A 12813-nucleotide genomic window follows, 5' to 3' on the forward strand; every position below is an offset into this window, starting at 1 on the left:
GGACGTGCGGGATCGTTCGAAGCAGCGCATCTTGCTGCTTCGTGGTGAGGTCTTCGGGTGGACTGGATCAGTCGGGTTTAGCTGGGGCCGTCCTTGTCAGCCCCGGTCTTCTTCTTGGGACGCCAGCCAGGGGAGGCAGCAGCCTTCCGGCTCTTGCGCGCCAACTCACGCGCCTCGCGGAACTCGGGCTCGATCTCGGCGAGTTTGTCGACGAGGCCCTGCAGGTCGTACATATTGGTCTGCCGTCCGCCGTGTTCGCCGTAACGCTCGTGCCGACGCAGCAGCCCCTCCCGTTCGAGGTCAGTGATGTAACGCTGCACCTGGCGCTCGCTGATGCCGAGGCGGGAGGAAAGCTCCTTTTTGCTCGGGTACGGTTTGCGTGCGGCGTCCCACCAGTGATCGATGATCTGAAGCAGGACGGCGAGCTGAGACGGGTTCAGGTGCAGCCGGCGTTGCGCGCGCAGCAGCAGCGACGGGATCATGCAGAAACCCTGCTCCATTACCTTCGCGCCCCACTTGTCCGCGTTCGCGGACCGACGCGGCTTCTTGGGCGGGGTTGCCGTTTCTGATTGATTCTGTTCGGTCATTTGTGTTCTCCTTGCCTCATAGATGCAGCCTGCCAGGGCTCCGCACAAGGCTCTGAAAGTGGACGTTTGTGTCTTGGGGGCGCAGACACATGCTTCTCCTCCTCCAAGTCGTCAGCGTCTCCTGATTAAGACGTCAGTTACGCAGGAGAACGGGAAGGCGCATAACAAACATATGGAACCCCCAGACACAGATGACCTATGGGGCGCCCCTCTGAGGCCGGTTTGTTCGGCTCGGAATCCCGGTATCAGGCTCTTCTGACGGCAGCTGTCCCGATCAGGCCGACCACTTGGCTTTTCTCTCTCAGAACGCGCTGCAACCAAGCGCCGCATGACGGAGACCAAGTTGAAACGCCCCAATCCGCTCCCGCCCGACCAGATGACGCCCGCCGAGCGCCGCGCCGAGTTGTGCGGCCTGCTGGCGGTTGGGCTGGTTCGGCTGCTCTGTAAGGATGGGCGCGAAGCATCTGACAATACTGGAGAACGTTGCCTACACTATCCCGAAGACCAATGCCGTCATGCAACTCCAACTCACCGGAGAAACGCATGACGAAGCCCGATCCCATCCCCGCGCGTCTGGCCGCGCTGAAGTCCATGTCCGTCACCCAGTTGAAGGCGGAGTGGCAGACGATCTTTGCCACGGCGGCGCCGAACAACAGCCGGGCGTTCCTCGAGAGCCGGTTGGCCTACCGCATCCAGGAGCTGACGTATGGCGGTCCTGATCGCGAAACCCGACGCATGCTTGACCTGCTGGCCGACGAGGTTGGCGGCACCCTGACGCGCAAGAGCCAGATCGCCGATCCTCGCAATCCCGTGGTCGGCACGAGGCTGATCCGCGAATGGAACGGGGTCGAGCACACGATCACGGTCTTGCGGGACGGATTCGAATGGCAGGGGAGACCGTACAAATCCTTGTCCGCGATTGCGCGGGCGATCACCGGGACGCGGTGGAATGGCTACCGCTTCTTCGGCTTGCGCGAACGAAAGCGGGGGAATGATTGATGGAGCAGCGCGCAAATCCCGTCCGCCGCCAGCGCTGCGCCATCTACACGCGCAAGTCGTCCGAGGAAGGGCTGGAGCAGGAGTTCAACAGCCTGCACGCCCAGCGAGAGGCCTGCGAGGCCTACGTTGCCAGCCAGCGCTCCGAGGGCTGGGTTCTGGTCCGCGATCAGTATGACGATGGCGGGATTTCGGGCGGGACGCTGGAACGGCCTGGCCTCAAGCAGCTGCTGGCCGACATCGAAGATGGCCTGATCGATGTGGTGGTCGTCTACAAGATCGACCGCCTGTCGCGGTCGCTGATGGATTTCTCGAAGCTGGTCGAGGTCTTCGACCGTAATGGCGTGACCTTCGTCTCGGTCACGCAGTCCTTCAACACCACCACCTCCATGGGGCGGCTGACGCTGAACATTCTGCTCAGCTTCGCGCAGTTCGAGCGCGAGGTCACGGCCGAGCGCATCCGGGACAAGGTCCGCGCCTCCCGCATGAAGGGCATGTGGATGGGCGGCTATGTCCCGCTCGGGTACGATGTGAAGGACCGCAAACTCGTGGTGAACGAGGAAGAGGCCGCCACCGTGCGCGGCATCTTCGAACGGTTCGTCGAGGTCGGCTCAGCGACCGTGCTGGCGCGCGAACTGCGCCGCAAAGGGCTCCGCAACAAGCAGGGCACCTTGGTCGACAAGGGATATCTCTACAGGGTGCTGGTGAACCGCGTCTATCGCGGCGACGCGGTCCACAAGGGCAAGGCCTATCCCGGCGAGCATCAGGCCATCATCGACGAACAGCTGTGGGATCAGGTCCATGCCATCTTGCGGCAGAACCCGCGAAAGCGCGCCAACAACACCCGCGCGCAGGCGCCCGCGCTGCTCAAGGGGCTGATATTCACGGCCACGGGCGCCGCCATGACCCCGAGCAGCACGAAGAAGGGCGTGCGGCGATACCGGTACTACGTCTCGATGGACGTCATCAAGAATCGCGAACCGAGCGATGAGGGCATCCCGCGCCGCCTTCCTGCCGACCTGGTGGAAGCGGCCGTGGTGACCGAGTTGCGGCGGGTGATGCGCGCCCCGTCAATCACGGCACAGGTCATCGCCCACTTGGCGCGCGAGGGTCACGCCTTCGCCGAGGCCGACGTGATCTCCGCGCTGGAGACGTTCGATGACGTCTGGGGCCAGCTGTTCCCTGCGGAGCAGACCCGGATCGTGCAGTTGCTGGTGCGCCGGGTCACCGTGACCTCCGAAGGGCTGGTGATCGATGTCCGGACCGACGGCGTCTCGGGCGTCATGCGCGACATGATGGCGCCACGAAAGAAGGTGGCGGCGGAATGATGAAACCCGACGAGTCCATTCAGATCTTCGTACCGCTCAAGGTCCGCAAGCAGAACGGGCGGCCGAAGATCATGCCGCCCGCCACCTATCTGCCGAGCGAAGACCGGACACAGGATCCGCATATTCTGCGCGCCATTGGCCGGGCGTGGGGCTGGCGGCGGCGCATGGAAGCTGGCGAGTTCAATACGGTCACCGATCTGGCGAAAGCCGTGGGGCTTGCCGAACGCCATGTCAGCCGACAGCTGCGGCTCGCCTATCTCGCGCCGGGTGTCCTCAAGCGGCTGGTCTACAAGCGCGAAGTGCCCGCCGTGACCCTGTTGAAACTTACGGAAGTCGCGGCCCTGCCATGGCACGAACAGCCGGGGCAGGTGTTCGACTGAGCCTCAGTGAAAGCTCGCCTGAAACGTCGTCGCAGTCAGCGAGACATGCGCGTCCAGCGGCGGGTGCAGTTCGAACGCCTTCGGCTCGCGGGAGAAATTCCACAGCCGGAACAGCCGCCATTCCGACCGGCGCTCCTCGGCCACGGCCAGTTCGTTGCGGGTGATGTGGAAGGGCTGCGCTCCCATCCGTTCGTGGTCTTGACCTCGATCAGCCGCAGGAGCCCGTCCGGGGCGAAACTCGCGATGTCATAGCCCGGATGAGGCGAAGGAACGGACCATTGAGGAAAGCCTGATGCCCGGGACGATAGTGTCGGCGATTGCCCGAACCTGGCCCGCAGCCGCGATCCCGGAGCCGGGCACGATCCTTTCCATTCACAGGCGCTGAAGCTGGCTCACGAGCCGATCGCCGACTGCGCCCGCTATGACGGACTTAGGAGAACAAACAGCCATGGAACGCACCGAAGCGATGGAACTGATGGGAGCGCTGAAGCTCTACGGGATACGCTCGGCCTATGACGAGATCATGGGCGTCGCCATCAAGCGGCAGCACGAGCCGCCGAGGATCGTCGGCGATCTGCTGCAGGCAGAGATATCGGAGAAGCAGGCGCGCTCCATCAAATACCAGCTCACCGTCGCCAAGCTGCCGCTGGCGAAACATCGACGACTTCGACTTCACCGGGACGCCAGTCGACGAGAGTCTGATCTGTGATCTCGCCGGCGGCGCCTTCGTTGCCGATCAGCGCAACGTCGTTCTGGACGGCGGCACCGGCACGGGCAAGTCGCATCTGGCGATCGCCATTGCCCGGAAACTGATCCGCTACGGTGCACGCGGGCGCTTTTTCAATTTCATCGACCTAGAGCAGATTCGACTTACTCCGGGTCATAGCCCGCTGCCTCGAAATAGTGCCTGCATTCCTCTGGTTTAAACGCTGAGAGGCAGTTGGCCACGACCGACCAGAGTTCGTCGATTGTTCTGGCGGCTGCCTTCCTCAGGAGAGCCTTGAGCTTTGAGAATGCCATCTCGATTGGATTGAAGTCAGGCGAATATGGCGGCAGGAACAGGAGCCGTGCACCAACCTTCTCGATGGCTTCGCGCACACCGCTGATCTTGTGGGCTGGCAGGTTATCCATGATCACGACGTCGCCGGGGCGAAGCTCGGGTGCGAGAACCCGCTCGGCATAGGCGAGGAAGGCTGGTCCGTTCATCGGGCCGTCGAGCAGCATCGGCGCGGCCATGCCGTTCAACCGCAAGCCGGCGTTGAAGGACGTGGTTTTCCAGTGGCCATGGGGAACGGCCGCCCGGCACCGCTCCCCGCGCAGGCTGCGCCCGCGCAATCGCGCCATCTTCGTGGATGCCGCGGTCTCGTCGATGAAGATCAGTTTCTCGGGATCGAGGTCGGGCTGGCCGTCGAACCAGGCTATGCGGCGGCGCAGGACATCGGGACGCTGCTGCTCTGAGGCGTGCGCTCCGGAGATCAAAGAGACATGGAACGATGCGGAAAATCACGAAAACAACAGGATAGATGAAGGTCGTAGGTTCAAATCCGATCCCCACAATCAAAATAATACAACTATTTTGACATTCTGACACAATCGGCATTCTAGGCCGATACAATCCGCGCCGAGCAGAATTTATACTCGGGCACCCGAGTATAATTATCGAGCTTGTTGATCGTCAGTTCGTTGACTGCGGACTCAACGAATGACATCGCCATCCATATAACTCCAGCCTGCAGCTTTTCGTCGGCAACCGGTCTAGCTGATATGACGCCACGACGCGTTTCCACGCTTACCATTTGCTCGGCAGACAAACCGAGACGATCAAAATCGGCAGAATTGACATGAACAAGTGCTTCGGGCGCCAATGCATCGAGCACATCGGCGCGGCGCGTCATCGATCCGGTATGCCAATGTTCGCGCACGCGGCCGGTAACCAGAATTAGTGGAAACTCCGCATCAGGAGGTTCGATGGGCTGTAATCCGTGGAGAGGCGAAATTCGCGCCTTGCCACACGGAAATGCCTCAGCGAACAAACTGTCCTGGAGCCCGGCATCAAAACCGGATGAGACATCCGTCATCGCTTCAGCTGGATGGATCGGATAACGAACGTGGCGTTCCGCTTTCAGCTTCGACCAGCTAAGGCCATTCAGGACAGGAACAACCGAGGCCATCTCGTCAAAAATAGATTCATGTGTATGGCCGAGGCTTGACACCCCCAAACGCTCCGCGATGCTACTGGTAATGGTCCAATCCTCTCGGGCCTGGCCAGGTGGGGGCAACACGGGCTCTACCAGTTGCACGATACGATCTGTGTTGGTGACAGTACCTGACCGCTCGGCAAGCGCCGCAGCCGGCAGGATGACGTCAGCAAAAGCGGCAGTCTCCGTTGGAAAAATATCCTGCACCACCAGGTGGTCAAGTTTCGCCAATGCCTCGCGCGTGGCAGCAAGATCCGGATTTGCCATCGAGGGATTGCCGCCGACGACATAAAGGCCTTTCACGCGGCGGGCACGAGCGGCGTTCATAATCTCAATCGTCGATAGACCTGGGCCTTCCGGCAGCGACGTTCCCCATAGGCCTTCAAACAGGGCGCGTTGTTCTTCGACGATAGGACGATAACCTGGTAAATAACTCGGTCCCAAGCCGGCGTCACACGAGCCTTGCACATTGTTCTGCCCACGCAGCGGGTGCAGCCCGGCGCCGGGCCGACCAACTTGTCCGCACACTAACGCGAATGCGATCACCGCGCGAATATTGTCGGCGCCATGCACATGCTGAGAAGCTCCCATCCCCCAGAAGCACATCGCAGCCGACGCTTTGGCGAACAGCCGCGCAGCCTGTACGATCGTCTCAGCGGAAACTCCGCAGACGGCAGCAGCAACGTCGGGCGTATAAGGTTCGATACGCTCAAGAAGTTCATCGAAGCCTTCCAGCCGCTGACGAACGAAGTCTGCGTCGTAGAGCCCTTCGGACGTGACAACACGCGTCATCGCCGACAGCAGCGCGACATCTGTCCCGGGCGACAATTGTAGGTAATGCGTCGCGAGCCGTGACAGGGACTGCTGATAGGGATCGACCAGAATAAGTTTCGTGCCATGCCGCACCGCATTCTTGATGACGGAGGCACCAACCGGATGGTTCACGTCCGGATTCGAGCCGACCATTAATGCCACATCCGCGAACGCGATCTGCTCAATCGGAATTGTCACCGCCGAGAAACCTGTCGCCTCTGCTAGCGGAGGGACCGACGAACAGAGCCGCGTGCAGTGATCGATGTGGGCGGTACGAAATGCAGTACGGGCCGCCTTTTGCAAAATGTAAGCATCTTCGTTTGAGCCTTTAGCCGATCCCAGGACAGCCAATGAGTCGCCGCCGAGAGAATCGCGCAATTCCCTGAATCCTGTCGCAGCGCGATCCAATGCTTCATCCCATGTCGCCGGACGAAAGAGCTTCAGAATGTCCGCGCCATGCAGATTATGCGAAGGGTCCTTCGGGGCATCGTCGCGGCGGATCAGCGGCACGGTGAGTCGGTCTGGATGTCGCAAGTAATCGAAGCCAAATCGTCCCTTTACGCACAATCGTCCATGATTGGCCGGCCCATCGGCGCCTTCGGCATAGACCACTCGATCATTCGCGATGTTAAGATTGACGCGGCAGCCGACACTGCAGAATGGACAAACGGTTTCGGACGAGTGATCGATTTTCGCCGGGGTATCGGTAGCGAGCGCGGCTTGTTTGATTGCGCCGGTCGGACAAACCTGGGCACATTCGCCACATGTCACACAGTTGCTTTCCGCCATTGTCTTGCCGGTATCGAAAGTCACGTGGATGCCATCGCCATGTCCTGCCAATGCGATCACACTGTTGACTTGCACGTCCTGACAGGCGGAGCGACATAGTCCGCACCGTATGCAGGCATCGGAATCAACCACAATGCCTGGATGCCGCCGATCCGGCTCCGCAGTGTCAGCTCGCCGACCAAAGCGCGTCGCATCAGCCTCAACACGTGAAATTAGTTTCTGGAACCGACTCTCGGAGTGGCGATGTACTGCTTCGGCACTCATCTCGGAACTGAGTAATTCGACGACAACACGGCGCGTCTGCACGGCCCGCTCGCTCTCGGAATACACGACCATATCGTGCTCAACTGGCTGCCGGCAGGCAGGCACCAGTTCGTCTCGCCCTCCGACCTCAACCAGACAGGTGCGACAGGCAGCGATCGGCTTATAACCTTCGCGTTCACAGGCGCACAGATAAGGGAGATTGAGGCCTGCTGCCTGGGCCGCACGCAGTACGCTCGTTCCCTTTTTTGCGCTGATACTTATTCCGTCGATGACGGCGGTTACGACACTCATCAATGGTTCTCACGTAAAAGCGGAAGTACACCAGCCAGAAAACGACCGGCGCTCTTACCGAGCCCGCAGATTGACGCTTCGCTCATCGCCGAAGCGAGGTCGTCGAGCCCATCAAGCTGGCCGTCTGCCAGCGCGCGCGCTGACATCTGGCTGCCGATCCGACAGGGGCTGCACTGGCCACAATTTTCTCGCGCCAGAAAACTGGCCATCTGTGCCGCGATCCACCGCTTATCGTCGTTCGCGCCGAAAACGATCACGCTGCCAGTGCCCAATCGCAGGCCGTTCGCGATGAGATCAGCAAGCCGAACGAAACATTGATGAGAGCGAATGATGGTTCCGGCCGATCCGCCGATCACCATGCCGCCGAGTTCGTGCCCGTCCTCAAGGCCACCGGCTGCATCGAGCAGCGTGGCGAGCGGTTGCTGCATCCCGGAAACAAGGACCGGACCCGGACGACGAACGCGCCCGGAGACACTGAAAAGCGTTGCCGTCGGATCGAGCAACCCGGACACAGCAATATCCGGCTCCATTCTGGCACCCCATGCGGCACGCAGGCGATAGAATGTCTCGACATTATGCACCAGCGTTGGGCGCCCCATGTAACCATGATCCGTAGGGAATGGCGGCCGCTCGCGAGGCCGTGCAGGGTAGCCTTCCAAGCTTGAGATCAAAGCCGTTTCTTCACCGCAGATATAAGCGCCACCGCTTCTGCGCAGATGAATGCAAATGTCCGGCGCAATGGCTGCTCGGGCGACAGCGTCGATTGCATTCAGCAGAACCGGATGCAGGTGGCTATAATCATCTTTCAGGTAGAAAAATATCGTTCGGGCGCCCGTTATCAGGGCCGCCACCAAAGCCGCCTCCAACACGGCGTGCGGATCGCTTTCAAGGATTGTTCGGTCCTTGAATGTGGCGATTTCGCCCTCATTCGCGTTCACAATCACGACCGGATCGCCGCCCGCCGCCATTAAATTCTGCCATTTTTGGTAAACTGGGTATCCGACTCCGGCACGCCCGACAATCCTGCTATTGGCGACCCGATCCAGAATCTCTTCGCGACTGGCGGGAAACATCAGCAACTGCTCAACAGTCGTATAACCTCCGGCCTTCCGAAACGCGTCGAACGATCGTGGTTGGCTCGTTGCAGCGATACGGCAGTGCCCCTTGCAAAAAGCATGGTCGCCACTGTCAGTGCCGCGCAGCATGACACAAACCACACTGTCACAACACACATCTCCAGCTTGCCGCCGCGACGTCACTTCGTAGTTTACAGCAGGAGAGGCGGTTGCCACCTCGTAGGCTTCAGCGGGACTCAAGCGCAGAAGTCGCGCCACATAAAGCAACGCAGCCTCGCTCACTCCGCCATGAGCATCCCGGATGTTCAACAGCGTTTCCAGCAGAGCATCACGCGAAGTGCCTAAGCGGGCTACAGCCTCTTCGACCGTAATGATCTCGGCCGGGGTTGGCTGAGGCTGACGCTTCGGCGCGGGACGATTATGCTTTGTTGCCACGATATAGTTCCTCACGCACACTCGGGTCGAAATCCGACGGCTTGCCATTGAAGAAAACTTCGCCGTCCTTCAGTGCCACGATGCGATCCGCATAGCGCAATGCGAAATCGACTTGATGCAAACTGCACATTACAGTCATCCCGCGATTGCGAGCCGCATCCTGCAAGATCTGGAGGACGTTTTCTGAAGCTTCAGGATCGAGACTGGAGATAGGTTCATCCGCCAGCAAAAGAGATCCACCCTGCGCAAATGCGCGCGCAATGGCCACACGTTGCTGTTGACCACCAGACAAACTCTCCGCTCGCTGATAGGCTTGGTCCAGCAGCCCGACGCTATCGAGACACGCCAGAGCCAGCTGTCGATCATCTTTCGAAAAGCGTCGAACCAGCACACGCAGCAACGACGTGTGCGCGAGTCGCGCGGCAAGAACATTATCGACCGCCGTCATTCGCTTCACCAAGTTGAACTGCTGGAAGATGAATCCCACCTGGCGGCGAAAATCACTCAGGGCCTGCGAACCAAGACTCGAAACCGTTGTTCCGTTGATCTTGATCTGACCGCTATCCGGCTCGGCAAGGCGAGTGAGGCAACGGAACAGCGTCGACTTTCCGCCGCCGCTCGGTCCAAGCAGAACGACGAACTCCCCGCGTAAAACCGAGAAGGAAACGGAGTTGAGGATCGGCCGGCCGCTGAACGACTTGCGCAGATTGCTGACCTCAATGACGTGATCGTCGGCAATCCACACGGACTGGACATCCGACATGTCGGTACGAGCAAGCGTGTTCATGCTGTTCACACCTTATGCGCGGATCGGAGAGCGCAGCGTCTTGCTGGCTTTCGCGTTCGGATTCAGGATCAGGTTGCGTACCCAGGAACTAATAGTGTCGATGGCGATTACCATGGCGAGGATGACGCCAAGGACGACAATCATTTTTGGAAAGTCCAGCAGGTCAATCGAATCTTTCAGTGTCTGCCCGATGCCGCCTGCGCCAACGATGCCGAGAACCGTCGAGGCGCGGACATTGAACTCCCAGATATAGAGAGTGGAGGCGATGATATTGGGCCAGACATCCGGCAGAAGGGCATAGCGGAACGCTTTCACGCGGCCTGCGCCGGTAAGCTGCACGGCCTCTACTGGCCCCGGATTGGCGGGTTCAATGACTTCTGTAAGCAACTTGCCCAGTGCTCCGACCATATTGAACATGATGGCCAGCACTCCGGTGAATGGGCCAAATCCGACAGCAGCGACGAATATCAGCGCGAAGACCAGCACTTCCGTACCCCGCAGGATCGAGAAAATGCCACGCACGAAGCGATAGAGAATCATGTTGGGCGTGGTGTTGCGGGCTGCCAAGGGTACAAGTGGAATGCAAACGAGTAACGCTAAGATCGTCCCGACGGTCGCCATCGCAAGTGTCTGGAATGCATCCTGCAGAACCCGATCAATATCGCTCAGATCAGGCGGAAACATTTGAACAAACCAGCTGCCGATTTTCGGTAGGCCGTTCAGGAGCTTGGACAAATCAAACTGCACAACCGAGAATGCGGTCGCAAGAAACACCACGACACATAGGAATGTCGCGAAGTTTCGCAGGGCTTGCCAAGACAAGATTGTCTGAGATGGCTCGATGTAACGCTTTTTGTCGAAGCTCGCGATCATATTGAATCTTGCCCAACCATTTTTGCTCGATGTGAATATTGCGACATCAACCGGAGATCCTGCGCCGAGAACTAGCGACAGGGTTTTCCCACCTGTCGCCGGATTTTCGACGCGAGGCGAATCCCGCCGTTCCCTTAGGTGCGAAGCTTTCCGGTAATGCGACCTGCTTCCTCGATGATCGCATAGTCCTCGTGCGTGGCCGGAACGAAGCCGTTGTAGCCGCTGCCCATCAGGGACTGCGCCTTTTCCTCGGACAGGCCGGTGAGAAGCGCGAGCACGTCCTTCTTGAGCGCGGGATCGAAATCCTTCGGCACGCAGATGGCGTCGTTCGGGAGCGGCTCAGAGGTCCAGTAGACATGAACCTTGCTCGGATCCATTTCACCGGCCTCGATCATGCCGTTGCGGCCACGATCCATGTTGGAGCCAAGATCGATCAGGCCCTCCTGAATCATCGACACGTTATTGCCAAACGTCGCGCCTTCACGAAGCTGGAAGTATTCGCGCGGATCGATTCCGCTCTTGACCATATGAGCGTAGGGAATGAGCCAACCCGAAGTGTTGCCCTGATCGCTCAGCGACAGCTTCATGCCTTTCGCATCCTTCGGGAATTCCTTGATCGGCAGTCCTGGACGGCCTTCAATGATCGCGTGGTAGGACGGGACGCCGCGATATTTCACCGTCGCGATGACCTGTGTGCCGACGCGATGATATGCGAGCACATATCCCCACGGTCCAAGCCAGCCGATATCGATGTGGCCGTTGGTCATCGCCACCGAGATCGCCGCCCAGCTTTCAGGCGAGGTGAGTTCGTAGGTGGCGTTAAGCTCTTTCGCCAGATAGGCGAACACGGGGTCGAATTCCTTGATCGTCAATGCGGGCGTCGGACGAACCGGCGCGATCGCAAAGCGCAGATGAAGCTTGCCATCGCGCTTTTGCTGGCCATTCGCCGCGGAGGCGAATCCAAGTGCACCAGCTGCAACGGAAGAGGCAGCGAGCCTCCCAAAACCACGGCGTGTCAACATTACTAATATCCTCATCCAGTTTCAAACCGACCTAGCGGCGACTTCAGATTGCCGCCCGTCTGATATCCTCAGACAGGATTGTGGATTACATTTTTCAATGACAAGATTATTACATTGTAAAAACGAATTCAAAATTTAGCCCAATCGGAGCGCCGTATCGCGGCTCTACGCTCCTAGGTCGTGTGGACGGATTGTCGCAAGATGATGGTTTCTGGATTCCCAAATCAGTTCGTCGGTGATTCATGGCTTGTCGGCTGCGGAGGGGTCGACAATGCTGACGCGGATGACGGAGAATGACTGGGAGATTGCAGTCGAGGTGTTGCGCGCCGTGCGCTCGAGGCGCGGCGAGCGCGGTCATGACGATCGGAAATTCCTTGAGGCGCTGCACTATCATCGTGCACAACATCACGTGGCGGGCGCTGCCGGCCGAGTTCGGCAACTGGAACAGCGTGTGGAAGCGCTTCTGGCGGCTGAGTCGATCGGGCACGTTCGAGGCGTCCTTCTAGGCCCTGGGCGAACACCAGCAAGAGCGCGCATCTGGTGCAGATGTTCGACTCCACGATCATGTGGGCGCACGTGTCGGCGGCGGGCGCAAAAGGGGGCAGACGCCCAGGCGCTCGGCAGATCGCATCAAGACCGACTGCGACGGCCATCCGATCGCGTTCCACCTGACCGGCGGCGAGGCCAGCGACAGCTGCAACTTCGAGATCCTGCTCAGTATCGGCCCCGCCGTCGCGCCGCGCGCGGCGATCGCCGACAGGGGCTACGATGCCAAGGCAACCGCGAGGCCGCGCGCGATCGAGGCATCTGCCCGGTCATCCCCTATCGGAACAGCGCGAAGGAGCGGCCGAAGTTCTTAGCCAAAGCGCTCTACAAGGGCCGTGCCCGCATTGAGCAGGCGGTCGGCAAGACTCAAGAGGTTCAAGCGCGTTGCCATGCGCTGCGAAAAGACGGCGCAGAACTACGCATCATTC

10 protein-coding genes and 3 pseudogenes are annotated in these 12813 nt (G+C 59.7%); 5 read left to right on the plus strand and 8 right to left on the minus strand.

The window, feature by feature from the left end:
• Positions 1 to 77: 77 nt before the first annotated feature.
• On the minus strand, positions 78 to 587 hold the full coding sequence (locus FR728_RS00005; protein WP_149890634.1) for a helix-turn-helix domain-containing protein: 510 nt from the start codon (positions 585 to 587) through the stop codon (positions 78 to 80).
• Positions 588 to 1130: 543 nt separating this feature from the next.
• On the opposite strand from FR728_RS00005, the gene FR728_RS00015 reads away from it, so the two are divergent.
• From FR728_RS00015 to FR728_RS00025, 3 genes are read left to right on the plus strand one after another with little or no spacing between them, the layout of a single operon-like run.
• Entirely contained in the window at positions 1131 to 1586 is a 456-nt protein-coding gene (locus tag FR728_RS00015) for a DUF2924 domain-containing protein (RefSeq protein WP_036732847.1), read from the plus strand.
• Positions 1586 to 2911 (plus strand): recombinase family protein, encoded by a 1326-nt coding sequence (locus tag FR728_RS00020; RefSeq protein ID WP_149890635.1) that lies wholly within the window; start codon positions 1586 to 1588, stop codon positions 2909 to 2911. The genes FR728_RS00015 and FR728_RS00020 overlap by 1 nt, the downstream gene beginning before the upstream one ends.
• The gene (locus FR728_RS00025; protein WP_149890636.1) at positions 2908 to 3291 is read left to right on the plus strand and encodes a hypothetical protein; all 384 of its coding nucleotides are present in this window, start codon (positions 2908 to 2910) and stop codon (positions 3289 to 3291) included. The genes FR728_RS00020 and FR728_RS00025 overlap by 4 nt, the downstream gene beginning before the upstream one ends.
• Positions 3292 to 3294: 3 nt before the next feature.
• Here the strand turns inward: FR728_RS00025 and FR728_RS19760 are convergent.
• Positions 3295 to 3629, minus strand: a pseudogene (locus tag FR728_RS19760) (protein NO VEIN domain-containing protein).
• A gap of 110 nt (positions 3630 to 3739) precedes the next feature.
• Between FR728_RS19760 and FR728_RS00035 the strand changes: the two are divergent.
• Positions 3740 to 4148: pseudogene (locus tag FR728_RS00035) on the plus strand (ATP-binding protein); the annotation flags it as partial.
• Between the two features lie 13 nt (positions 4149 to 4161).
• Here the strand turns inward: FR728_RS00035 and FR728_RS00040 are convergent.
• From FR728_RS00040 to FR728_RS00065, 6 genes and pseudogenes are all read right to left on the minus strand, one after another.
• Positions 4162 to 4758, minus strand: a pseudogene (locus FR728_RS00040) (IS630 family transposase); the annotation flags it as partial.
• 134 nt (positions 4759 to 4892) lie between these two features.
• Positions 4893 to 7646, minus strand: a complete 2754-nt coding sequence (locus tag FR728_RS00045) for a molybdopterin-dependent oxidoreductase (RefSeq protein ID WP_149890637.1) — start codon at positions 7644 to 7646, stop codon at positions 4893 to 4895.
• The gene (locus tag FR728_RS00050; protein WP_188318741.1) at positions 7646 to 9157 is read right to left on the minus strand and encodes an NADH-ubiquinone oxidoreductase-F iron-sulfur binding region domain-containing protein; all 1512 of its coding nucleotides are present in this window, start codon (positions 9155 to 9157) and stop codon (positions 7646 to 7648) included. The genes FR728_RS00045 and FR728_RS00050 overlap by 1 nt, the downstream gene beginning before the upstream one ends.
• On the minus strand, positions 9141 to 9944 hold the full coding sequence (phnC, locus tag FR728_RS00055) for a phosphonate ABC transporter ATP-binding protein (protein WP_149890639.1): 804 nt from the start codon (positions 9942 to 9944) through the stop codon (positions 9141 to 9143). Before phnC ends, FR728_RS00050 begins: the two co-directional genes overlap by 17 nt.
• 12 nt (positions 9945 to 9956) lie before the next feature.
• Positions 9957 to 10817, minus strand: a complete 861-nt coding sequence (gene phnE / locus FR728_RS00060; protein WP_149890640.1) for a phosphonate ABC transporter, permease protein PhnE — start codon at positions 10815 to 10817, stop codon at positions 9957 to 9959.
• Positions 10818 to 10951: 134 nt separating this feature from the next.
• Complete coding sequence (locus FR728_RS00065; protein WP_208998594.1) at positions 10952 to 11839, minus strand: phosphate/phosphite/phosphonate ABC transporter substrate-binding protein; 888 nt, start codon at positions 11837 to 11839, stop codon at positions 10952 to 10954.
• A gap of 374 nt (positions 11840 to 12213) precedes the next feature.
• On the opposite strand from FR728_RS00065, the gene FR728_RS19405 reads away from it, so the two are divergent.
• Positions 12214 to 12345, plus strand: coding sequence for a transposase (locus tag FR728_RS19405; RefSeq protein WP_208998595.1), 132 nt, complete (start codon positions 12214 to 12216; stop codon positions 12343 to 12345).
• Positions 12346 to 12813: the final 468 nt, after the last annotated feature.

It is taken from the genome of Roseibium aestuarii (assembly GCF_008477545.1).
Lineage (GTDB): Bacteria > Pseudomonadota > Alphaproteobacteria > Rhizobiales > Stappiaceae > Roseibium > Roseibium aestuarii.